General features: G+C 70.6%; 18 protein-coding genes. 9 read left to right on the plus strand and 9 right to left on the minus strand.

The genetic code is table 11. The features are described 5' to 3' along the window. Positions 1-23 precede the first annotated feature (23 nt). The 6 genes from ABZV42_RS11430 to ABZV42_RS11455 form a co-directional block, all read right to left on the minus strand. On the minus strand, positions 24-2981 hold the full coding sequence (locus tag ABZV42_RS11430) for a M14 family zinc carboxypeptidase (RefSeq protein ID WP_356051726.1): 2958 nt from the start codon (positions 2979-2981) through the stop codon (positions 24-26). Between the two features lie 190 nt (positions 2982-3171). Then, on the minus strand, positions 3172-4161 hold the full coding sequence (gene whiA / locus ABZV42_RS11435) for a DNA-binding protein WhiA (RefSeq protein ID WP_355983711.1): 990 nt from the start codon (positions 4159-4161) through the stop codon (positions 3172-3174). After that, a complete protein-coding gene (gene yvcK / locus ABZV42_RS11440) occupies positions 4152-5222 on the minus strand; it encodes a uridine diphosphate-N-acetylglucosamine-binding protein YvcK (RefSeq protein WP_356051728.1) in 1071 nt (356 codons plus the stop codon). The genes whiA and yvcK overlap by 10 nt, the downstream gene beginning before the upstream one ends. Continuing rightward, a complete protein-coding gene (rapZ, locus tag ABZV42_RS11445) occupies positions 5219-6238 on the minus strand; it encodes an RNase adapter RapZ (RefSeq protein ID WP_355983713.1) in 1020 nt (339 codons plus the stop codon). The genes yvcK and rapZ overlap by 4 nt, the downstream gene beginning before the upstream one ends. Further along, the gene (gene uvrC, locus ABZV42_RS11450) at positions 6235-8607 is read right to left on the minus strand and encodes an excinuclease ABC subunit UvrC (protein WP_356051730.1); all 2373 of its coding nucleotides are present in this window, start codon (positions 8605-8607) and stop codon (positions 6235-6237) included. The genes rapZ and uvrC overlap by 4 nt, the downstream gene beginning before the upstream one ends. A 71-nt stretch (positions 8608-8678) precedes the next feature. Beyond that, the gene (locus ABZV42_RS11455; RefSeq protein WP_355983715.1) at positions 8679-9083 is read right to left on the minus strand and encodes a hypothetical protein; all 405 of its coding nucleotides are present in this window, start codon (positions 9081-9083) and stop codon (positions 8679-8681) included. Positions 9084-9323: 240 nt separating this feature from the next. Between ABZV42_RS11455 and ABZV42_RS11460 the strand changes: the two genes are divergently transcribed. After that, positions 9324-10271, plus strand: a complete 948-nt coding sequence (locus tag ABZV42_RS11460; protein WP_355983716.1) for a hypothetical protein — start codon at positions 9324-9326, stop codon at positions 10269-10271. Between the two features lie 49 nt (positions 10272-10320). On the opposite strand, the gene ABZV42_RS11465 is transcribed toward ABZV42_RS11460, so the two are convergent. Beyond that, entirely contained in the window at positions 10321-10749 is a 429-nt protein-coding gene (locus tag ABZV42_RS11465; RefSeq protein WP_356051732.1) for a Rieske (2Fe-2S) protein, read from the minus strand. Positions 10750-10980: 231 nt separating this feature from the next. On the opposite strand from ABZV42_RS11465, the gene ABZV42_RS11470 reads away from it, so the two are divergent. Next, positions 10981-12054, plus strand: a complete 1074-nt coding sequence (locus ABZV42_RS11470; RefSeq protein ID WP_355983718.1) for a LacI family DNA-binding transcriptional regulator — start codon at positions 10981-10983, stop codon at positions 12052-12054. Next, a complete protein-coding gene (locus ABZV42_RS11475) occupies positions 12051-12962 on the plus strand; it encodes a carbohydrate kinase (protein WP_355983719.1) in 912 nt (303 codons plus the stop codon). Before ABZV42_RS11470 ends, ABZV42_RS11475 begins: the two co-directional genes overlap by 4 nt. Before the next feature lie 172 nt (positions 12963-13134). On the opposite strand, the gene uvrA is transcribed toward ABZV42_RS11475, so the two are convergent. After that, positions 13135-16182 carry an excinuclease ABC subunit UvrA gene (uvrA, locus tag ABZV42_RS11480; protein ID WP_355983720.1) on the minus strand — a complete coding sequence of 1016 codons (3048 nt, stop codon included), beginning with the start codon at positions 16180-16182 and terminating at the stop codon, positions 13135-13137. 222 nt (positions 16183-16404) lie between these two features. On the opposite strand from uvrA, the gene ABZV42_RS11485 reads away from it, so the two are divergent. The 5 genes from ABZV42_RS11485 (at position 16405) to ABZV42_RS11505 (ending at position 20657) form a co-directional block, all read left to right on the plus strand. Continuing rightward, positions 16405-17094: a maleylpyruvate isomerase family mycothiol-dependent enzyme gene (locus tag ABZV42_RS11485; RefSeq protein WP_355983721.1), complete on the plus strand. Its 690-nt coding sequence runs from the start codon at positions 16405-16407 to the stop codon at positions 17092-17094. A 9-nt stretch (positions 17095-17103) separates the two neighbouring features. Beyond that, positions 17104-17760, plus strand: a complete 657-nt coding sequence (locus tag ABZV42_RS11490) for an MBL fold metallo-hydrolase (protein WP_355983722.1) — start codon at positions 17104-17106, stop codon at positions 17758-17760. A 250-nt stretch (positions 17761-18010) separates the two neighbouring features. Beyond that, a complete protein-coding gene (locus ABZV42_RS11495; protein WP_356051734.1) occupies positions 18011-18895 on the plus strand; it encodes an ABC transporter substrate-binding protein in 885 nt (294 codons plus the stop codon). 119 nt (positions 18896-19014) lie between these two features. Continuing rightward, on the plus strand, positions 19015-19893 hold the full coding sequence (locus ABZV42_RS11500; RefSeq protein WP_355983809.1) for an amino acid ABC transporter permease: 879 nt from the start codon (positions 19015-19017) through the stop codon (positions 19891-19893). Next, positions 19890-20657, plus strand: coding sequence for an amino acid ABC transporter ATP-binding protein (locus ABZV42_RS11505; RefSeq protein WP_356051737.1), 768 nt, complete (start codon positions 19890-19892; stop codon positions 20655-20657). Before ABZV42_RS11500 ends, ABZV42_RS11505 begins: the two co-directional genes overlap by 4 nt. A gap of 19 nt (positions 20658-20676) precedes the next feature. Here ABZV42_RS11505 and aroQ read toward each other — a convergent pair whose 3' ends face one another. Next, the gene (aroQ, locus tag ABZV42_RS11510) at positions 20677-21150 is read right to left on the minus strand and encodes a type II 3-dehydroquinate dehydratase (RefSeq protein WP_355983725.1); all 474 of its coding nucleotides are present in this window, start codon (positions 21148-21150) and stop codon (positions 20677-20679) included. A gap of 101 nt (positions 21151-21251) precedes the next feature. Here aroQ and ABZV42_RS11515 point away from each other — a divergent pair, with 101 nt between their 5' ends. Beyond that, positions 21252-22298 (plus strand): S66 peptidase family protein, encoded by a 1047-nt coding sequence (locus ABZV42_RS11515; RefSeq protein ID WP_356051739.1) that lies wholly within the window; start codon positions 21252-21254, stop codon positions 22296-22298. Positions 22299-22344: the final 46 nt, after the last annotated feature.

Raw genomic sequence — 22344 nt, forward strand, 5'->3', positions numbered from 1 at the left:
GATCATGCGATTTTCACGGACAGTCAGCTGTCCAGCGCCGAAAGCGCCTTGCCTAGAAGGGCCGCGCGGTCGGCAGCCGAACCGAGGTGCTCCAGCCCGAAGCCCAGCAGCACGGTGTCGTCGGTGGTGACCGCTCCATATGTCTTGAAGAGCTCTCCGGTGCGCGCCCAGTCCCGCAGGACGGCCGGGCTGCCCGCGGGCGGACCGGCGACGCTCCAGGGACCGAGGGAGGACTCGAAGCCCTCCGTGTCCACGGCGTTCTGGCCGACCACGAGGGAGGCGTCGTCGACGAGGAGGCCGTGGCCGCCCGTGCTCGGGTCAGTGATGTAGCTGAACGAGACCTCGATCGACCGGCCCGCGTACGCGCTCAGGTCGAAGCCGACCTGCTGCCAGCCGCTGGAGGCGCCGGTGAAGCTGTTCCACGCGCCGGTGCTGCCGGTGGCCGTGCAACCCGCCGCGCTCACGGTCAGGTAGTGCCTGATCCACGGGTGTTCCTGGGCGAGGAAGCCGGCCTCGCACTCGGCCGGCACCGTGGCCGAGGTGGCACCGCCCGCTTCGGGCAGCGTCGTCCAGTCGTCGGCCCCGGTCGTGTGGACCTCGACGACCGCGTGGTCGTAGCCGGGCTCGGTGTCCCACAGCATCCGGGAGCGCAGCGTCGGCTTGTCGGCGGCGGCGACCCCGGTGAGGTCGATGGTTCGGGTCAGACGCTTGTAGGCGTCGTCGGTATGCACGGCGGCGGCCATGTACGAGCCCGCGTACGGCCCGTACGGGTTCACGGTCCCGCTGAACTGTCCCGCTCCCGCGCCGGACGCGAACTGCGGGTACTGCGCCCCGGCGAGCGAGTCGGAGGTGACGCCGTAAGTTCCCGCCGCGTTCAGCGGGTTGCCGGGCGCGTCGCCGAGCGCTCCCGTGGCGCCGTCGAGCCTGCCCGAGCCGGTGAAGCCCTTGGCGCCGGGCGTGGACGTGCGGGAGTAGGCGCCCAGGTAGTACTGGCTGAAGTCGTTCGAGAGGGTGCCGCCGCCGAGGTCGACGCTGCCGCCGGCCAGCTCGCCCGCCTCGACCAGCTTGCCGCCCTCGTTGAGGAAGGCCCGGAGCTGGAGCTGGGTGGCGTTGCCGGGCCGCACGGCGCCGGTGTAGTGGGCGACGGTCCCGAAGTGGCCGAGGACGCCGAGCGCGTCCGGCGCGCCCTGGGTGGCCACGTCCCAGACGAGGGCCTTCCTCCCGTCGGCCTTCAGCGCGTCGACGTAGGTCTGCGCCTGCGTGGCGGCCGCGCCCTCCTCGGCGACCACGAGCACGTCGGCCCGGGGCCGCGGGGCCACGGTGTACGTGAAGTGGGTGCTGGAGGTGGGTTTCCCGCTCCTGGTTTCGCCGGTGAACCAGACCTCGACCTTGTCGCCCTGGCCGCCGTCCCTGACCTTGGCGCGGTACTCGTCGAAGTAGAGGTTGTCCGTGCCGCCGTAGGTCTCGCCGCCCCGCCAGGGCCTGAGCGCAGTGGCGTGCGTACGGCCGCCGTCGACGCGGTACTTGAGCTCCTTGTCGCGTACGGACTTGCGGACGACGACGGAGACCTCCTGGCCGGCGCCCCGGGAGTACGACGTCGTGAACGCGGCCGGGGTGAAGTCGGGAGCTTCGAGGCCGACCGAGGAGGACGGCCGGTCGGGGTGGGCCGCGGTCTCGGCGACGGAGAGCGCGAACGGGACGTTCTTCTCGAACTCCGTCCGGATCAGCTTCTCGTCGTCCGGGAAGGTGAAGACCGAGGCGCAGTCCGCCGCGTTCCAGGCGTCGTTCGGGTCGGCGTCCGAGGCGGTCTGACAGGTCGACATCTCGGGGGTGAACATCGCCATGCCGTTGACGTTGCCCGCGTGGCCGTCCGCCTCGCCGTTGGTGGTGTAGAGCTCCGAGGAGACCTGCGGGTGGTAGCCCGGGATCGCGGAGTGCTCCGGGGTTCCGGCGAGCGCCTTGTAGAGCACGTCGTCCGGCGTCGGCGTCGCCACCTGCCAGCCCACCCCGTAGAGGAGCAGTTCGGCGGCGGAGTGGTAGTTGATGCCGTACGTGAAGCCGACGCGCTTCTCGAAGGCGTCGAGCGCCCTGGTCTCGGGCTCGGAGCCGGGGCTCGCGCCGCGGTAGGTCTCGCTGGTCGGGTTGGGGGACGAACCCTCGTCGTCGTAGCCCCACTTGTAGGCGAAGTTGCGGTTGAGGTCGACGCCGTCACCGGTGGAGATGACGCCGTCGCCGTTCACGTCCCGCAGGTTCTTGCGCCACTGGCGGGTGTCGGCGTCCTTGAAGGTGTAGTCGTAGCCGTCCGGGTTGGCCGACAGGACGAACCACAGCTCGGTGGAGTCGACGATCTTCTTGACGCGCTTGTCCGTGGCGTAGTTGTCCAGGTAGTAGTGCATCAGCCGCCGCGTCATCTCGGGCGTGATCCACTCGCGTGCGTGCTGGTTGGACATGTAGAGCACCGACGGCTTGGAGCCGTCCTTGGTCTTCCGCGCGCCCTTGGTCAGTTTGAGCGCGAGGATGTCCTGGCCGTTCAGGGTCTTGCCGATGGAGACGACCTTGGTCAGGCCGGGGTTGGCCTGACCCGTCCTGATGATCTCCTCCTGGAGGTTGCCCTTCCCGCTGTACGGGCGGAACACCCCCTGGGCGGCGGCCGAGACCCGGTTCTCCGCCTTGGCGGAGAGCGTGTGCTCGGTGAGGTCGACGCCCTGCTTCTCCAGCTTCTTCGCCTGCTGGTCGGTGGCGTAGACCTCGACCGTGCTCCGGCCGTTCTTCCAGGTGGTGTCGCCGAGCTCGTGCCCGTCCTGGCCGGCGGCGAGCAGCAGGGGTACCTGCTGCTTCGTGATGTCGGCCCGGAACACTTTCACGGCGTTCGCGTCCGGCTCGGGTGAACCGCCGTTCTGCGCCCGGGCGATCGGCGCCACGGCCGCACCGCCCAGCAGGAGTGCGCCGGTAGCGAGGATCGCGCTCGCTCTTCGTCTCATGAGCCCCCCTTGCACTGGTCCGCCACAGCAGCGAACAGATGCCAGGCTCATGACACTTCAAGGTCAAGTCAAGGGTGCCTCGCGGTCCGACGGGCACCGGTGCCGATCTCCCAAGTGGGTTTCGGCACCGGCGTCCTGAGTTTCCGTCAGATGATCCCGCGTGTCTTTCACATTGCCCCGCGGGTCCCGGTCAGCCCGCGAGGTTGTCCGCCATCTCCTCGGACAGACTCGACTCCGTGCTGGGGATCCCGAGGTCCTGCGCCCGCTTGTCGGCCATCGCCAGCAGCCGGCGGATACGGCCCGCGACGGCGTCCTTGGTCAGCGGCGGGTCGGCCAGCGCGCCCAGCTCCTCCAGGGATGCCTGCTTGTGCTCCATGCGCAGCCGTCCGGCGGCGGCGAGATGCTCCGGCACCTCGTCCGCGAGGATCTCCAGGGCACGCTGGACACGGGCTCCGGCGGCGACGGCGGCGCGCGCCGAGCGGCGCAGGTTGGCGTCGTCGAAGTTGGCGAGCCGGTTCGCCGTGGCACGGACCTCGCGGCGCATCCGCCGCTCCTCCCAGGCCAGCACCGACTCGTGCGCGCCGAGGCGGGTCAGCAGCGCTCCGATCGCGTCGCCGTCACGGACGACCACCCGGTCCACACCGCGCACCTCGCGGGCCTTCGCCGCGATCGACAGCCGGCGGGCGGCACCGACCAGCGCGAGCGCGGCCTCCGGACCCGGGCAGGTCACCTCCAGGGAGGAGGAGCGGCCGGGCTCGGTGAGCGAGCCGTGGGCCAGGAAGGCCCCGCGCCAAGCCGCCTCGGCGTCGCAGGTGGCCCCCGAGACCACCTGCGGCGGCAGTCCGCGGATCGGGCGTCCCCGCCCGTCCACGAGCCCCGTCTGGCGGGCCAGCTGGTCACCGCCCGCGACGACCCGCACCACATAACGCGAACCGCGGCGCAGTCCGCCGGGTGCCATCACGATCAGTTCGGAACTGTGGCCGAAGATCTCCAGAATGTCCCGCTTCAGGCGGCGCGCCGCCATCGCGGTGTCCAGCTCCGCCTCGATCACGATCCGGCCGCTCACCAGGTGGAGGCCGCCGGCGAACCGCAGGATGGCTGAGACCTCCGCCTTCCTGCAGCAGGTCCGGGTGACGGGGAGCCGGGAGATCTCGTCCTTCACCGCTGCCGTCATCGCCATGGGCCGATCCTTCCATGCATCCGAAAAATACGGTCGTACGCGGCGGCCAACAGCTCCGGATCGTGCCGCGGAGATCCGTCGGTCCTGGCCACGGGCGCCAGCTCGACCGCGGCACCGAACCGCTTGGCGGCGTCGGCGAGAGACTCGCGGTCGGGCACGGCAGCCTCGTCGGCCAGCACCACGTCCAGGGCGAGTTTAGGGGCGTGTCGTCCCAAAACCTCCAAATGACGCTGCGGGGAGAAGCCTTCGGTTTCTCCGGGCTGCGGTGCGAGGTTCAGGGAGAGTACCCGGCGCGCCCTGGTCTGGCTGAGGGCGTCCAGCAGTTCGGGCACCAGAAGATGCGGAATGACCGACGAGAACCAGGATCCGGGGCCGAGAACCACCCAGTCCGCGTCGAGGACCGCGGCCACGGCCTCGGGCACGGCCGGCGGATCGTGCGGTACGACGTGCACGGACTGGACCTCGCCGGGGGTGAGCGCCACGTTCGCCTGGCCCCGGACGGTGCCGATCTCGTCGGGCCGGTCGGGGTCGTGTCCCTTGACCAGGGCCTGGAGCTCCAGAGGCACGGCGGACATGGGCAGCACCCGGCCGTGCGCTCCGAGCAGCTTGCCGACCAGGTCGAGTGCCTGGACATGGTCGCCGAGCTGCTCCCACAGGGCCACGATGAGCAGATTGCCGACCGCGTGTTCGTGCAGGTCGCCCTTGGACTGGAAGCGGTACTGGATGACGCGGGCCCAGGTCTGGCCCCAGTCGTCGTCGCCGCACAGCGCCGCCAGCGCCTTGCGCAGGTCGCCGGGCGGCAGGACTCCCAGCTCGTCGCGCAGGCGCCCGCTGGAGCCGCCGTCGTCGGCCACGGTGACGACGGCGGTGAGGTCGCCGGTGATCCGGCGCAACGCCGCGAGCGAGGCGGACAGCCCCATGCCGCCGCCGAGGGCGACGACCTTGGGCTGCGCACCGCGGCGGCGCGGCCTGGCGCCGCGCCGCGCGACCGGCTGGGTGGCTCGGACCCCGGGGATCTCCCGGCGCAGCCGGCTCAGCCGCAGGGTGGTACGTCCGGTCACTCGCGCCCCATGTCCCGGTGCACGAGCACGGTCTCCACGCCCTGGGAGGCGAGGCGGGCGGCGAGCTTCTCGGCGGTCGCCACCGAGCGGTGCTTGCCGCCGGTGCAGCCGACGGCGATGGTCACATAGCGCTTGCCCTCGCGCCGGTATCCGGCGGCGATGAGCTGGAGCAGCTCGGAGTAGCGGTCGAGGAACTCCTTGGCCCCGGGCTGGTTGAAGACGTACGCCGAGACCTCTTCGTTCAGGCCGGTGAAGGGGCGCAGCTCCGGGACCCAGTGCGGGTTGGGCAGGAAGCGCATGTCCACGACCAGGTCGGCGTCGACCGGCAGGCCGTACTTGAAGCCGAAGGACATGACGGTGGCCCGCAGCTCGGGCTCCTCGTCGCCCGCGAACTGGGCGTCCATCTTGGCGCGCAGCTCGTGCACGTTCAGGCTGGAGGTGTCGATGACGAGGTCGGCGTCGCCGCGCAGCTCGCGCAGCAGCTCGCGCTCGGCGTCGATCCCGTCCACGATGCGGCCGTCGCCCTGGAGGGGGTGCGGTCTGCGCACCCCCTCGAACCGGCGCACCAGGGCCTCGTCTGAGGACTCCAGGAAGACGATCCGCCGGGTGACGTTGCGGGACTCCAGGTCGGCGAGGGACTCGCGGAGGTTGTCGAAGAACCGCCGGCCGCGTACGTCGACGACGACCGCGATCCGTGCCACGTTGCCCTGGGAGCGGGCACCGAGCTCCACCATGGTGGGGATGAGGGCGGGCGGCAGGTTGTCGACGACGAACCAGCCGAGGTCCTCCAGACACTTGGCGGCCGTGGACCGGCCGGCTCCGGACATGCCGGAGATGATCACCAACTCGGGGATGACGGCGTCCGGGACTGCCGTCCCGGCCGTCTCGATGCCCGTACCCACCTGTGCTCCGTCTTCCCGTGGCGCTTCACGATCCGCGTGATCTTCGCCTGCTTCACTCTGCGTTTCCTGGCCCTGCGCCGGGCGTTCCTCTTCGCGCGCTTCGTTCTCGGTCATGTCTCCTGCCCCCGTCGCTCGTCCGAGGCGCCCGCGGTCACGGGCTCCTCCGCGGGGCCCGCCGTCGTCCCAGGCGCCACGTCTTCGTCGTCTTCCATGATCTCTCCAGTGGCCGTGTTCACGGCGGGTGCCGCCGGGGCCGCCCGGGCGAGGGCCACGGCGATGGTCTCCGCCGTCTTGCGTCCTACGCCGGGGACCTCGCAGATCTGGTCGATCGTCGCGGACCGGAGCTTCTTCACGGAACCGAAGTGTTTGATCAGCGCCTGCTTGCGGGACTCGCCCAGGCCCGGCACGTCGTCCAGAGGGCCCGATCTGAAGCGCTTGGCCCGCTTGGCGCGCTGGTAGGTGATCGCGAAGCGGTGGGCCTCGTCCCGGACCCGCTGGAGCAGATACAGGCCCTCGCTGCTGCGCGGCAGGACCACGGGGTCGTCCTCGCCGGGCAGCCACACCTCCTCCAGGCGCTTGGCAAGTCCGCATACGGCGATGTCGTCGATGCCGAGCTCGTCGAGGGCCCTCCGAGCGGCGGCGACCTGAGGTCGGCCACCGTCGACGACGACGAGCTGCGGGGGGTAGGCGAAGCGCTTGGGCCGGCCGTCGTCCTCGGAGAACGCGCTCACGGAGAGGGGAGTCCCGGTGGCGGAACCGTCCATCCCGGAACCGTCCATCCCGGAGCCGTCGGTCTCGGAGCCGTCGGTCTCGGTCTCGCCGGCCCCGGTGAGCGAAAGGCCGGAACCCGCGATCCCCGTGAGCGAGGCACCGGAGTCCGCGATTCTCATGGGCGAGGCGCCGGAGTCGGTTCCGACGAACGGGGCGCCGGAATCGGTCCCGGCCGGCGAGGTCCCGGAATCGGTCCCGGTCAGCGCGGCGCCGGAGTCCGTCCCGGCGAGCGCGGGGCCGGAGTCGGCGGGAGCAAGGGTCTCCGGGGTGCCCCGGGCGGCGTCCTCGCCGTCCGTCCACTCCCCCGTCCGCTCCTTCTCCACGAGGTAGCGCCGGAAGCGGCGGGTGATCACCTCGTGCATGGAGCGGACGTCGTCCTGCCCGGCGAAGCCCTTGATCTGGAAGCGCCGGTACTCGCTCTTGCGCTGGAGGCCGTCCTCGAAGACGACCATCGAGGCCACCACGTCGTCGCCCTGGAGGTGCGAGATGTCGTAGCACTCGATCCGCAGCGGCGCGCTGTCCAGACCGAGCGCCTCGGAGATCTCCTCCAGCGCGCGCGAGCGCGTGGTCAGGTCGGAGGCGCGCCTGGTCTTGTGCAGGGCGAGCGCCTGGAGCGCGTTGCGCTGCACGGTCTCCATGAGCGCCTTCTTGTCGCCGCGCTGCGGTATGCGGAGCGACACGTTCGATCCGCGGCGGGCGGTGAGCCACTCCTGAACGGGTTCCACCGGTTCGGGCAGCGCCGGGACGAGCACCTCCTTGGGGACGGAGTCGCCCGTCTCCTCTCCGTAGAGCTGCTGGAGCGCGTGCTCGACGAGGTCACCCGTGGTGACCGCCTCCACCTTGTCCGTGACCCAGCCGCGCTGGCCGCGCACCCGTCCGCCGCGTACGTGGAAGATCTGCACCGCGGCTTCCAGCTCGTCCTCGGCGACGGCCATGAGGTCGGCGTCGGTCGCGTCCGCGAGGACGACCGCGCTCTTCTCCATGGCCTTCTTCAGGGCCTCGATGTCGTCGCGCAGCCGGGCCGCCCGCTCGTACTCCATCTCCTCGGCGGCTTCCGTCATCTGCTGTTCCTGGCGTCGGATGTACGTCCCCGTTCGGCCCGCCATGAAGTCGCAGAACTCCTCGGCCAGCTCGCGGTGCTCCTCGGGCGAGACCCGTCCGACGCAGGGGGCGGAACACTTGCCGATGTAGCCGAGGAGGCAGGGCCGGCCGGTGCGGGAGGCGTTCTTGAAGACTCCGGCGGAGCAGGTGCGGACCGGGAAGACGCGCAGCAGCAGGTCGACGGTGTCGCGGATGGCCCACGCGTGCCCGTAGGGACCGAAGTAGCGCACGCCCTTCTTCTTGGCGCCGCGCATCACCTGGACGCGCGGGAACTCCTCGTTCATCGTCACGGCGAGATGGGGGTAGCTCTTGTCGTCGCGGTACTTGACGTTGAACCGGGGGTCGTACTCCTTGATCCAGGTGTACTCCAGCTGAAGGGCCTCGACCTCGGTGGACACGACCGTCCACTCCACCGACGCGGCCGTGGTGACCATCGTGCGGGTGCGCGGGTGGAGATTCGTCAGGTCCTGGAAGTAGCTCGCCAGGCGCTGACGCAGGCTTTTCGCCTTCCCGACGTAGATCACCCGGCGGTGCTCGTCACGGAATTTGTACACCCCCGGGGTGTCCGGGATCTGGCCCGGCTTGGGGCGGTAGCTGGAGGGGTCGGCCATGTCACACACCCTACTGGCGCGGGCCGACAGCGCGGCCGGCTCCCGGCCCGCCTGTGGAAAACCTCGCGGTGTCAGCCGCGGCGCCTGCGCAGGGCCCGCGCGACGCTCAGGACGAGCGCGACGAGGGCTCCCGCGCCGGCCGCCGCGGACGCCACCACCACGAAGGGGTCCGCCGGGTCGGCACCGCGGGTCCTGACCCGGCCGGCCCCCTCGCCACCTCGCACTCCGTCCTGATCCTGTACGTGATCGTTCCCGTGTCCTGCCCGCGTCACGCGGGAAGCACCGGATCCGGCCACCCGGGACGCGTCGTGCCGGACCGCCGTGCCGGACGGCGCGGAGGGCGATCCGGGGAGTCCGCCCGCGCGGGCGGCCGTCCCCGGGTGGCCCGCCGGGTGCCCGGCGGCCGCCGTCGCCGGGGCTGTACCCAGGGCGGCCAGTACAGCGGCGAGAGCGACAAGTCGTCGAGTGCGGCGCATCGTGTTTGCTCCCGAGTGGGGGTCGAGGAGGGACGGAGCGCGTCCGGGGGGCTGCGGTGAGCCATGTTGAGCATCAGGTGTTGTCGGGACTTGGTCAACACGCTTCAATGCGGGGGAACTCGGGGCGTGAACGGCGAAACCCGCGCGTGTACAGCCCCCGCGCGCCCACCGGGCTGCGCCGATGAACCGCTCTCCCACGGCCTGACCAGCCGTGGTGAACATCCACAGAAAGGCCCCTGCATGCGGACCGGCACACAGCACGCGGACGTCGCACCGGCGGAACTGGAAACGGCCCTGCGGGGCGGCCCCTTCCATGTCGCACTGCGCGCAGCGATCAACGCCCGCGGGCTGCCGCTCCAGCGCGTCCAGCACCATCTCTCCCGATACGGCGTCAAAGTCGGTGTGACGAGCCTGAGTTACTGGCAGCAGGGTGCCCGCCGTCCCCAGCGCCCCGAGTCCCTGCGGGCCGTCCGCGCCCTGGAGGAGATACTCCAGCTGCCCGACGAGTCCCTGATCAGGCTGCTGGCCGAGGCCGAGGAGCGCTCGGACCCGGAACGTCCCACGGGGCGTTCCTACCGTGCCCTCATGGAGGCCTCCGGCGTCCTGGAACGGCTGCTCGCCGAACTGGAGTCCCCTCTCGACGGCGGTCTGCACACGCTCGGCCATCATGAACGCGTACATATAGGCGATCGTCGCGAACTGCTGGGCCGCGAGTCGCACCACATAGTGCGCGCCCACAGGGACGGTGTGGACCGCTATGTGGCCATCCATCACGGGGACCCCGGATGCGCGCCGGAGCGGACGACGGTCCGGGCGCTGGAGAACTGCCGTACGGGCCGGGTGCGCTGGCACCGCGACACCGGTGTCCTCGTCGCCGAACTCCTCTTCGACACCCGGCTGCGGGCAGGCGAGACGTTCCTCTTCCGGTACGGCTTCGAGGACGGCACGGCCGGGACGTCCAGCGAGTACGTCCGCGGGTTCGGCTTCGCCGGCGGACAGTACGCGCTCCAGGTGCACTTCACCGAGAGCGCGCTGCCCGTACGGTGTCACCGCTTCACCCAGCACTCGGCCGCCGCGCCGCGCAGCGGCCGGCAGGAGCTGGCGCTGAGCGGCCGGCACCGCTCGGTGCACCTGGTCGAGCCGCGCGTGCGATCGGGGATCGTCGGGATCGGCTGGGACTGGGAGTGACCTTCCGCTCGGGTGTGGTCCCCGGTCCGGACCGGGGACCACACCGGGCTCAGGCGCCCGGCCCCGCGACGATCTTCCCGTTCTTCTCCTGGACCGGCAGTCCGTGGAGCGGCACGGTGGCCGGCGCGCGCAGCACTTTGCCGGTCCCGGCGTCGAACTCGCTGCCGTGACACGGGCACACGAGGGTCGTGCCCTGGAGCTTGTTGATGGCGCACCCGGCGTGGGTGCAGATCGAGCTGAACGCCTTGAGTGAACCGTCCTCGGCGCGGCTGACCACGACGTTCTGGTCCTGGTAGAGCTGGGCACCGCCCTTGGAGATCTCGCTGCCCGCGCCGAGGACGACGGGAGCGGTCGGCGTCGCGGGGGTCCCGCCGCCGCTGCCGCCTGCGGAGCAGGCGGCCAGGCCGAGCCCGGCGACCGGGGTGATCGCCGCTCCCCGCATGACGGTACGACGGCTCGCGGACGGACGGCCGGACATGGCATCTCCACTGGTCGAGGGCGCGGACGGACACTCCGCCGGCAGCGAGTGGGCTGAACACGGCGGGGGTGCCGTGCACCGACGATACCGGCACAGATCGTTCCGTCCGTTACGGGGCGGGTCGGCTCGACCCTGGACGTAAACGCTTGCGCAAACGTATGCGTAAGCGTTTGCGTAACCGTCGGACGAGATACGCTCACCGCGAGCGACATGTCCCGAGGAGGGAGCGCCATGGTGACGATGGCCGATGTGGCCCGGCGGGCGGGTGTGTCCATCGCGACCGTCTCGCACGTCCTCAACGGCACCCGCCCGGTGCTGCCCGTGACCCGCCAAGCCGTTCGCGACGCGATCGACGAGCTGGGCTACACGCCCAACACCCTCGCCCGCTCGCTCGTCACCTCCCGCACGCGGTCCATCGGGCTCGCGGTGTCGGCGATCGACAACCCCTACTTCACGGAGATCCTCCAGGGCGTGGAGGCCGCTGCCCTGGAGCAGGGCTACGGCCTGCTCATCGCGGATCCGCACGACGATCCCGGGCACGAGCGAAAGGTCGTCCAGCTGCTGCACGAGCGCCGCGTGGACGGAATGATCATCGCGCCGTCGCCGGCTCCGGACGCCCTCCTGAGTTACCTCGGGCAGCACGACGTGCCCACCGTCTTCCTGGACCGGCTCATTGACGCACCCGCCGGCAGCGGCTTCCGCCACGACCAGGTGTGCGCCGAGAACACCGCCCCGATGGCGAGCCTGGTGACTCACCTCGCCGAGCGAGGGCACCGGCGTATCGGACTGGTCGCGGGCCTGCCCGGACTGAGCACCACGGCGGAGCGGATCACCGGCTACCGGCACGGCCTCGCGCACGCCGGACTCCCCTACGACGAACGGCTCGTGGCGCACGGCGACTCCCGGGCAGGGACGGCCGAGGAGGCCACCCACCGGCTGCTGTCCCTGGGGGCACCGCCGAGCGCGCTCGTCACCGCCAACAACGCCATGACCGTCGGCGCGCTGCGGGCCCTGCGTGATCGGGGCCTGTCCGTGCCCGACGACCTGGCGCTGTGCTGCTTCGACGACTTCTCCTGGGCGGATCTGTTCACACCGCGGCTCACCGTGATCGCCCAGCCGAGCAAGGAGATCGGCGCCACGGCCGTCCGGCTGCTGCTGGAACGGCTGGCGTCCCCGCACCGGGAGAGCCGCACCGTCCGGCTTCCCTCCGCCTTCGTCCATCGCACCTCGTGCGGCTGCCCCGCGGACGCCGTGCACGGCGAAGGCCCCGTGACCGAGATACCGAGGAAAGGACCCGAGTCGTGATCGTCGTCGCCGGTGAGGCCCTGATCGATCTGGTGCCGCAGGACTCCGGCGCCCTGGCGGGACTGCTGCCTCGCCGGGGCGGTGGCCCCTACAACACGGCGGTGGCGCTCGGCCGCCTCGGCTCGTCCACCGCCTTCTGCTCCCGCGTCTCCCGAGACGCGTTCGGCGAGGCTCTTCTCGACGGGCTGGTGGACGCCGGCGTCGACGTGTCGTCCGTCCAGCGTGGCGGCGAACCGACGACCCTGGCCGTCGCCACGATCGGGACGGACGGCTCGGCCGCGTACTCCTTCTACGTCGAGGGCACCGCGGACCGTCTCTTCACCGCCCCAGGCCGGCTCCCCGACGGGACGCGGGCGGTGTCCTTCGGCACCTGTTCGCTCGTCCTGGAACCGGGCGCGAGCGCGTACGAGGAGCTGATGCGGGCCGCCGCCGCGCGGGGTGTCTTCACGGCGCTCGACCCGAACATCCGCGCCGGTCTGATCCCCGACCCGGACGCCTACCGTGCCCGGTTCAAGAGCTGGCTGCCGTCGGTGTCCCTGCTCAAGCTGTCCGAGGAGGACGCCCGGTGGCTCGGGGGCACCCCGCTCGAGTGGCTGGCCGCCGGTCCCTCTGCGGTGGTGATCACCCAGGGCGGCGACGGTCTCACCGCGTTCACCCGGGACGGCTCGGTGTATTCCGTGCCCGGCGAACCGGTGGACGTGGTGGACACCATCGGGGCCGGTGACACCGTGAACGCGGCACTGCTGCACGGCCTGGCCGTGCAAGACGCCCTGTCCCCGACCGCGTTGGCCGAGTTGGGCACCCGGGGCTGGACCGAGCTTCTGGGCTTCGCGGCCCGGGCGGCGGCGGTCACCTGCTCCCGCGCCGGAGCCGAACCGCCGTACGCCCGCGAACTCGGCGACCTGTAGGGGCGCCGCACAGACGCCTTCGGTTCCCGGAACGCGGCGGTCCTGGCATTCGACCCTTCAACGGGCGGCGCCCCGCAGGGAGTTCCCGCGGGGCGCCGCCCGTCGAGGCAGGACAGGCGTGGTCGGACAGGTGAGGCAGGCACACGTGGTCCGGCATGCCTGCCCTGTCTGTTCAGGCCTTCCGGGCCCGCGTGGTCTTCGCGGGGGCCGCCTTCTTGGTTGCCGACTTCGTGGCGACCGCCTTCTTCGCGACCGTCTTCTTGGCGGCCGTGCCGCCGACGGTCTTCGTGGCCGTCTTCCTGGTCGTCGTCCCGGCGGCGACCGTCTTCTTGGCGGCCGTCTTGCGCGGGGCCTTCACGGGAGCGGCGTCACTGATCCGGTCCGCGCCCAGGATCTCGCGAAGGAACTTTCCGGTGTGGCTGGCCGGAACCCCGGCGACCTCCTCGGGCGTGCCCTCGGCGATCACGAGACCGCCGCCGTTGCCGCCCTCGGGGCCCATGTCGATGACCCAGTCCGCGGTCTTGACGACATCGAGGTTGTGCTCGATGACGATGACCGTGTTGCCCTTGTCGACCAGGCCGGACAGCACCGTGATGAGCTTGCTGATGTCCTCGAAGTGCAGACCGGTGGTCGGCTCGTCGAGCACGTACACGGTGCGGCCGGTGGAGCGCTTCTGGAGCTCGCTGGCGAGCTTGACGCGCTGCGCCTCACCGCCGGAGAGCGTCGGCGCGGACTGGCCGAGCCTGACGTAGCCGAGGCCGACGTCGTTGAGCGTCCTGAGGTGACGGGCGATCGCCGGCACCGCCTCGAAGAAGTCGAGCGCCTCCTCGATCGGCATGTCCAGGACCTCGGAGATGGACTTGCCCTTGTAGTGGACCTCCAGGGTCTCCCGGTTGTAGCGCGCCCCGTGGCAGACCTCGCAGGGGACGTACACGTCCGGCAGGAAGTTCATCTCGATCTTGATGGTGCCGTCGCCGGAGCAGTTCTCGCAGCGGCCGCCCTTGACGTTGAAGGAGAAGCGGCCGGGCAGATAGCCCCGCACCTTCGCCTCGGTGGTCTCGGCGAACAGCCTGCGGACGTGGTCGAAGACTCCGGTGTACGTCGCCGGGTTGGAGCGGGGCGTACGGCCGATGGGCGACTGGTCGACGTGCACGACCTTGTCGACCAGGTCGTCGCCGTCCACACGCGTGTGGCGCCCCGGCACGTTCCTCGCGCCGTTCAGTTCGCGGGCCAGGTGCGTGTACAGGATGTCGTTGACCAGCGTCGACTTGCCCGAACCCGATACGCCGGTGACGGCCGTGAGGACGCCCAGCGGGAAGGACACGTCGATATCCCGGAGGTTGTTCTCGCGGGCGCCGTGCACGGTGAGCCTGCGGCTCGGGTCGGCCGGACGCCGGACGTCCGGCGTCGGGATCTCCCTCTTCCGGGACAGGTACTGCCCCGTCACCGACTCGGGGTTGGCCAGCAGCTCCTTCAAGGGGCCGCTGTGCACGACCTTGCCGCCGTGCTCGCCCGCGCCGGGGCCGATGTCGACGACCCAGTCGGCGACCTTGATGGTGTCCTCGTCGTGCTCGACGACGATGAGCGTGTTGCCCATGTCGCGCAGGCGGACGAGGGTCTCGATCAGCCGGTGGTTGTCCCGCTGGTGCAGGCCGATGGACGGCTCGTCGAGGACGTACAGAACCCCGACGAGTCCGGAGCCGATCTGGGTGGCCAGGCGGATGCGCTGGGCCTCGCCGCCGGAGAGGGTGCCGGCCGCGCGGTTCAGCGACAGATAGTCGAGGCCGACGTCGACCAGGAAGCGCAGCCGTTCGTTGACCTCCTTCAGGACGCGCTCGGCGATCTTCTTGTCGCGCGCGTTGAGCTTCAGCCTCCCGAGGAAGTCCGCGCAGTCGCTGATGGACATGGCCGCGACCTCGGCGATCGACTTCTCCATGACCGTGACCGCGAGGACGAGCGGCTTGAGGCGCGTGCCCTGACAGGTGGGGCAGGGCACCTCGCGCATGTAGCCCTCGAAGCGCTCGCGGCTGGCGTCGCTCTCGGACTCGCTGTGGCGCCGCTTGACGAAGGGAACGGCCCCTTCGAAGGGCGTGGTGTACACGCGCTCGCGTCCGTACCGGTTGCGGTAGCGGACCTCGATCTGCGTCTTGTGGCCGTAGAGCAGGGCCTTCTTGGCACGCTGGGGCAGCCCGGCGAAGGGGATGTCCGTCCGGAAGCCCAGCGCGTCCGCGAGGGCGCCGATCAGGCGGCCGAAGTAGTCCTTGGTGTGCCCGTGCGACCAGGCGTGGATGGCACCCTCGTCGAGGGACTTGTCCTCGTCCGGGACGATCAGCTCGGGGTCGACCTCCATGCGGGTGCCGATGCCGGTGCACTCGGGGCAGGCGCCGAACGGCGAGTTGAAGGAGAAGGAGCGGGGCTCCAGCTCCTCGAAGGAGAGGTCGTCGTACGGGCAGTACAGGTGCTCGGAGTACATGCGCTCGCGCTCGGGGTCGTCCTCGGGGAGGTCGACGAAGTCGAGCACGACCATGCCGCCGGCCAGGCCGAGCGCGGTCTCCACGGAGTCGGTGAGACGGCGCTTTGCGGAGTCCTTCACCGTGAGACGGTCGATGACCACCTCGATGGTGTGCTTCTCCTGCTTCTTCAGCGTCGGCGGCTCGCTGAGCTGGATGGTCTCGCCGTCGACCCGGGCACGGCTGTAGCCCTTGGTCTGGAGATCGGCGAAGAGGTCGACGAACTCTCCCTTGCGCTCGCGCACCAGCGGCGACAGGACCTGGAAGCGGCTCCCCTCCGGGAGTTCCAGGACCTTGTCGACGATGGCCTGCGGCGACTGGCGGGTGATGGGACGGCGACATTCGGGACAGTGCGGCTTGCCGATGCGCGCGAAGAGCAGCCGCAGGTAGTCGTAGACCTCGGTGATCGTGCCGACCGTCGAGCGCGGGTTGCGCGAGGTCGACTTCTGGTCGATGGAGACGGCCGGGGAGAGACCCTCGATGAAGTCCACGTCCGGCTTGTCCATCTGGCCGAGGAACTGCCGGGCGTACGAGGACAGGGACTCCACGTAGCGCCGCTGCCCCTCGGCGAAGATCGTGTCGAAGGCGAGGGAGGACTTGCCCGACCCCGACAGGCCCGTGAAGACGATGAGCGAGTCGCGCGGAAGGTCGAGCGAGACATTCTTCAGGTTGTGCTCGCGCGCTCCACGGACGATGAGACGGTCGGCCACGCCGGTCCGCACCTTTCTTCAGAGAAGTGACAGGGGCCGCGGGCCCCGTCTTCTCAGACTAGGGCGAGCCACTGACAACGCCGGTTGCTTTCGCTGGTTCACAACAATCCCGGACCATCCAGCATGCCCGACGCCACCGGCGAGCTTATAGCACGTGCATTCGATTTAGGCGGGCGGCCGACCAGCTTCACCCGAACGTGTGGCGAGGCTAGGGTCGGCCACATGATGGATCATGCGCGCGACCTGGCATCTGTACGTGACGCGACGGAACGACTGCTCACCGCAGCCGCCGGACTGGACAACGCCGCCGTGACCGAGCCGTCACGGCTTCCCGGCTGGAGCCGCGGGCATGTGCTCGCCCACCTGTCCCGCAACGCGGACGCTCTGGTGAACGTTCTGGAGGGACGCCCCATGTACGCCTCCGCGAGCACCCGGGACTCCGACATCGAGCGGGACGCGCCGCGCGCCCTGGAAGCGCAGCTGGCGGACCTGCGGGAGAGCGCGGCCCGCTTCGCGGACACCGGGGCCGCTCCCGCGGACTGGTCCCGCACGGTGGCGCTGCGCAACGGGGTCACCGACTCCGCGGCCCGGGTGCCGTTCCGACGCTGGGTCGAGGTCGACCTGCACCATGTCGATCTGGGGATCGGGTACGAGCTGGAGGATGTGCCGGAGGAGTTCGTGGCCCGGGAGATCGACTTCCTCGCGGAGCGGTTCGCCGGCCACAAGGACGTGCCCTCCACCACGCTGGACGCGGGCGACGGCCGGGTGCGGACCACGGGCGGTGGCGCCGGGGGCGGACCGGTCGAGGTCCAGGGCCCGCCCGCCGATCTCCTCGGCTGGCTCTGCGGCCGCCGCGACGGCACCGGTCTGACGGTTCGCGGCGGCCCGCTTCCGGCCCTGCCCGCGCTATAGGCTGCCGCCATGACGTACAGCGGAGCGGTGACGGTCGGCGGCCCGGCCGACGTGCACGAGCTGCAGGACCTGATGATCTCCAAGGTCGCGGTCGGCCCCATGGACAACAACGCGTATCTGCTGCGCTGCCGGGCCACCGACGAGCAACTCCTGATCGACGCGGCGAACGAGGCCTCGACACTGCTCACCCTGATCGGTGACGACGGCATCGCGTCCGTCGTGACCACCCATCAGCACGGCGACCACTGGCAGGCGCTCGCCGAGGTCGTGGCCGCCACGGGCGCGCGCACCTACGCGGGCCGGGACGACGCCGACGGCATCCCGGTGCCCACCGACGTCCCCCTCCAGGACGGTGACACGGTTCGGGTGGGGAACGTCGAACTCACCGCGCGCCACCTGGTCGGGCACACACCGGGCTCGATCGCCCTCGTCTACGACGACCCGCACGGTCATCCCCACGTGTTCACCGGCGACTGCCTCTTCCCGGGCGGCGTGGGCAACACACGCAAGGACCCGGAGGCGTTCGCCCGTCTCCTGCACGACGTCGAGACGAGGATCTTCGACGTCCTGCCGGACGAGACGTGGGTCTACCCCGGCCACGGCGACGACACGACCCTGGGCGCCGAGCGCCCGCACCTGCCGGAGTGGCGAGCCCGGGGCTGGTGATCGGCTGATCTGCGCGGGGCCGTCCTGAACAGGGGCGGCCCCGCTGCTCTGCCCGGGCGCCGCGAACCTGTCGGCACGAGGCTGCGGAAAGGGACGTCCTCGAAATGCCGTGCCCGTGACCGGTGTCCACGGCGGGCGCGCGAGACGGCCGCGGCGCGGGTGTTCACGCGACTGCAACACACGTTCCCACCATGCGGACAATTACCGCTGTGACGTGGACAAACGGCCGCTTCGCTGCCACTCTCCCGCCATGTACCGACCCCAACGCGCCCTGCGCCCCGCCGTGTCCGCCTGCGCCGTCGCCCTGCTCGCCCTCGCCGTGGGCTGTGCCCCGCAGCCGGAGAGCAAGACGTCCGGCAAAGCGTCCGCGAGCGCCGCCGAGAAGTGCGCCAGGGGCTCGCTTGGCACCCGGACCTCCGGCAAGCTCACCGTCGCCACCGACGAGCCGGCGTACGAACCATGGTTCAAGGACGACAAGCCCGGCAACGGAAAGGGCTTCGAGTCGGCGGTGACGTACGCCGTGGCGCGCCGGCTCGGCTACGCCGACGGCAATGTCGTCTGGCAGAGCGTGCCCTTCAACAAGGCCTTCGCCCCCGGGGCGAAGACCTTCGACTTCGACATCAACCAGGTGTCGATCAGCACCGAACGCAAAAGGGCCGTGGACTTCTCCTCCGGCTACTACGACGTGCGCCAGGCGGTCATCGCGCTCAAGAACTCCAAGGCCGCCAAGGCGACGAGTCTCGCGGACCTCAAGAACCTGAAGCTGGGCGCGCAGGTCGGCACCACCAGCCTGGACTACATCGACGACGTGGTGAAGCCGACCCGGCAGGCGGCCGCGTACGCGAAGAACGACCAGGCGAAGTCCGCCCTGAAGAACGGCCAGGTCGACGCCATCGTCACCGATCTGCCGACCGCCTTCTACATCACGGCCGCCGAGGTCACCGACGCCAGGATCGTCGGGCAGTTCGAGAACAGGGGCAGCGCGCCGGAGCAGTTCGGGCTCGTCCTCGACAAGGGCAGCGCGCTGACCTCCTGCGTGACGAAGGCCGTGGACGCCCTCCGCGCGGACGGCACACTCGCGAAGATCGAGACGCAGTGGCTGTCCGAGGCAGTGGACGCGCCGGTGCTCAAGTGACCGCGACGAACGGGCCGTCGGGAGAGGACGCCTCCGAAGGAGAGGCGTCCCCAGGGGGTGCGCCCGGTGGCGGCGTGCTCGAAGCGGAGGTGTCCCGAGGGGACACACCCGAAGGGGGCCTGCCCGGTGAAGTGGCGCCCGGGCGGGGCGAGGTGTACGTCCCGTCGCAGCGGAGGATCGAGCGCGAACGCCACAAACGCGGGCGGGCCCGCCGTTCGGCGGCCGTCGCCGCGCTTTCCACCCTCGTCGCGGCCGTCGTGCTCTACCTCGTCGTGGTCGACGCGCCGGGCTGGCCGCGAACAAAGGAGACGTTCTTCGACGCGTCGTTCGCGCGTGAGGCGCTTCCCAAGGTCCTCGACGGGCTCTGGCTCAACCTCCGACTGTTCGCGGTGTGCGGCGTCGTGGTGCTCCTGCTGGGCACCCTGATCGCCGTGGCGCGCACGCTGCGCGGTCCGGTGTACTGGCCGGTTCGCGCCCTCGCCACCGCGTACACCGACTTCTTCCGCGGTCTGCCGCTGATCATCTGTCTCTCGATCGTCGTGTTCGGCGTTCCCGCGCTCCGGTTGCAGGGCGTCACCACCGACCCTGTCCTTCTCGGCGGCACGGGCCTGGTGCTGACGTATTCGGCGTACGTCGCCGAGGTCGTCCGCGCCGGCATCGAGTCCGTGCACCCCTCGCAACGGGCCGCGGCACGCTCGCTGGGCCTCACCGCGCGGCAGACCCTTCGCCATGTGGTGCTGCCCCAGGCCGTCCGCCGTCAGGTCCCGCCGCTCCTGAACGACATGGTGTCCCTCCAGAAGGACACCAGCCTCGTCTCGATCGGCGGCGCGGTGGAGGCGATGCGTTCCGCGGACGTCATCGTCGGCCGCAGCCTCAACTACACGGCGTACATCGTCGCGGCGCTGCTCTTCGTGGCCCTGACCATCCCGATGACACGCTTCACCGACTGGGTCACCGCCCGCATGGACCGGCGCCGCGGCCAGGGAGGCACCGTATGAGCGAGGTATCCGCACCGGGCGGTCCGTTGCTTCGGATGGAGTCCGTCCGCAAGACGTTCGGCGACTCGGTCGTCCTGCGGGACGTCGATCTGGAGGTCGCCCCGCACACGGTCACCACGCTGATCGGCGCATCCGGCTCCGGGAAGTCCACGCTGCTGCGCTGCGCCAACCTCCTGGAGGAGGTGGACGACGGAGCGATCTGGCTGGACGGTGAGGAGATCACCGACCCGAGGACGGACCAGGACGCGGTGCGCCGGCGCATCGGCGTCGTCTTCCAGTCGTACAACCTGTTCCCGCACATGACCGTCCTGGAGAACATCACCCTCGCTCCGCGCCGTGTGCACGGGGTGGGCCGCGCGGACGCCGAGGCACACGCGCGTGAGCTCCTCGAACGGCTCGGGCTCGGCGCCAAGGCGGGCGAGTACCCGGACCGGTTGAGCGGTGGACAGCAGCAACGGGCCGCGATCGTCCGCGCCTTGGCCGTGCGTCCCAGGCTGCTCCTCCTCGACGAGATCACCGCCGCCCTCGACCCCGAGCTCGTGGGCGAGGTCCTGGATGTCGTCCGCGATGTGAAGGAGGGCGGCATGACCATGGTCCTGGCCACGCACGAGATGGGCTTCGCACGCGAGGTCTCGGACCAGGTCTGCTTCCTGGAGGACGGCGTGATCCTGGAGCGCGGCACGCCCGAGCAGGTCTTCGGCGACCCGCGACAGGAGCGCACCCGGCGCTTCCTCAGCCGGATCGTCGAAGCCGGACGCCTGTGACCCGTGGACGTCCGCGGGCTCAGGTGTCCGCCCGCCCCGTTCCCGCGAGGGCCGCCACCCGCTCCACGGCGAAGGCGTATCCCTGTACGCCACAGCCCGCGATGACCCCGTCGGCACGCAGCGAGACGTACGAGTGTTGCCGGAACTCCTCACGCTGGTGGATGTTGGAGATGTGGACCTCCACCACCGGAAGCCCGTCACAGGTGTTGAGCGCGTCGAGGACGGCGACGGAGGTGTGCGAGTAGGCGGCCGGGTTGATCACGATCCCGGCGTGGTTCAGGCGGGCCTCGTGGATCCAGTCCACCAGCTCGCCCTCGTGGTTGGACTGCCGGAAGTCCACCGTGCCGCCGTGCGCGGCCGCCGCCTCGGCGCACAGCGCCTCGACGTCCGCCAGCGTGTCGGAGCCGTAGATCTCCGGCTGCCGCTGCCCGAGGAGGTTCAGGTTGGGGCCGTTGAGAATCATGATCGGGGCGTTGGCGAGGGTGCGGGGCACGTCTCCTCCGGTCCTTGGGGTCTGCCGGCCCGTCAAGGACCGCTGCTCGGACCCGGTTTATCACGATGCCCCTGAAGGGTGACGGCTCGTACGCTCGCGCCATGACGACGCCCGCGTACCCTCCCAAGCCCGTGCCCGGCGACCGGATCGCCGTGATCTCGCCGTCCAGCGGTCTGCCCGGCCTCCTGCCGCTCCCGTACGAACTGGGCCTGGAGCGGCTGCGCGAGGAGTTCGGTCTGGAACCGGTCGAGTACCCGGCGACCCGGAGGATGGGGTCGACCCCGCGCGAGCGGGCCGACGACATCCACGCGGCCTTCGCCGATCCGACGGTCAAGGCGGTCATCGCGTCCATCGGCGGCGACGACCAGATCACCGTGCTGCCGCTGCTGGACCGCGAGTTGATCCGGGCACATCCGAAGCCGTTCTTCGGATACAGCGACAACACGAACTTCCTCGTCCATCTGTGGAACGTCGGAATCGTCGGCTATCACGGCGGAACGGTGATGTGCGAGCTCGGCCGGCCTGGTGCCATGGACCCGCTGACAGCGGAGTCGCTGCGGGCCGCGCTGTTCACGTCCGGGCCCTACGAGCTGCGTCCCGCCGGCCGTTTCCGCGAGGTCGACGTGCCCTGGGAGAAGCCGGAGAGCTTCCTCACCGAGCCGCCGACCGAGCCGGGCGCGGGGTGGACCTGGATCCGCCCGGACCGGGTGGTCGAGGGCCGCTCCTGGGGCGGCAACATCGAGATCCTCTCGTGGCTGCTGATGGCCGACCGCGAGATCGCCCGCGATCCTTCCGTGTACGAGGGTCACGTGCTGTTCCTGGAGACCTCGGAGGAGATGCCCGGAGCCGACGACGTCTTCCGGATCCTGCGGAACATGGGCGAGCGTGGTCTTCTGCGGCGCTTTCCGGCACTCCTCATGGGCCGTCCGAAGGCGTGGTCGTTCGCTCGGCCCCTGGAGCCGGCGGCCAGGGTCCGTTACGCGCGGGACCAGCGTGAAGCGGTCCTCCGGGCCATCGACACATATGCACCGGACATGGTGGTCGTCTTCGATGTGGACCTCGGCCACACCGATCCGCAGATCGTCATCCCTTATGGAGGCACGGTCCGGGTCGAGGGCCCGGCCCGGCGCATCACCGTCACCTACTGACGCACGCCGCGCTCCCGTGCGCCCCCGTAACCACCGATCACTGTGG

The organism is Streptomyces sp. NPDC005281 (genome assembly GCF_040607495.1).
Lineage (GTDB): Bacteria > Actinomycetota > Actinomycetes > Streptomycetales > Streptomycetaceae > Streptomyces.

Bases quoted from the DNA above. Each gene is read 5' to 3' on its own strand.
- ABZV42_RS11460 (WP_355983716.1), top strand. From the start codon at position 9,324: ATGCGGACCGGCACACAGCACGCGGACGTCGCACCGGCGGAACTGGAA.
- uvrC (WP_356051730.1), bottom strand. From the start codon at position 8,607: ATGGCCGACCCCTCCAGCTACCGCCCCAAGCCGGGCCAGATCCCGGAC.
- ABZV42_RS11505 (WP_356051737.1), top strand. From the start codon at position 19,890: ATGAGCGAGGTATCCGCACCGGGCGGTCCGTTGCTTCGGATGGAGTCC.
- ABZV42_RS11470 (WP_355983718.1), top strand. From the start codon at position 10,981: ATGGTGACGATGGCCGATGTGGCCCGGCGGGCGGGTGTGTCCATCGCG.
- ABZV42_RS11455 (WP_355983715.1), bottom strand. From the start codon at position 9,083: ATGCGCCGCACTCGACGACTTGTCGCTCTCGCCGCTGTACTGGCCGCC.
- whiA (WP_355983711.1), bottom strand. From the start codon at position 4,161: ATGGCGATGACGGCAGCGGTGAAGGACGAGATCTCCCGGCTCCCCGTC.
- ABZV42_RS11495 (WP_356051734.1), top strand. From the start codon at position 18,011: ATGTACCGACCCCAACGCGCCCTGCGCCCCGCCGTGTCCGCCTGCGCC.
- rapZ (WP_355983713.1), bottom strand. From the start codon at position 6,238: ATGACCGAGAACGAAGCGCGCGAAGAGGAACGCCCGGCGCAGGGCCAG.
- ABZV42_RS11465 (WP_356051732.1), bottom strand. From the start codon at position 10,749: ATGTCCGGCCGTCCGTCCGCGAGCCGTCGTACCGTCATGCGGGGAGCG.
- ABZV42_RS11515 (WP_356051739.1), top strand. From the start codon at position 21,252: ATGACGACGCCCGCGTACCCTCCCAAGCCCGTGCCCGGCGACCGGATC.
- ABZV42_RS11430 (WP_356051726.1), bottom strand. From the start codon at position 2,981: ATGAGACGAAGAGCGAGCGCGATCCTCGCTACCGGCGCACTCCTGCTG.
- ABZV42_RS11485 (WP_355983721.1), top strand. From the start codon at position 16,405: ATGATGGATCATGCGCGCGACCTGGCATCTGTACGTGACGCGACGGAA.
- ABZV42_RS11490 (WP_355983722.1), top strand. From the start codon at position 17,104: ATGACGTACAGCGGAGCGGTGACGGTCGGCGGCCCGGCCGACGTGCAC.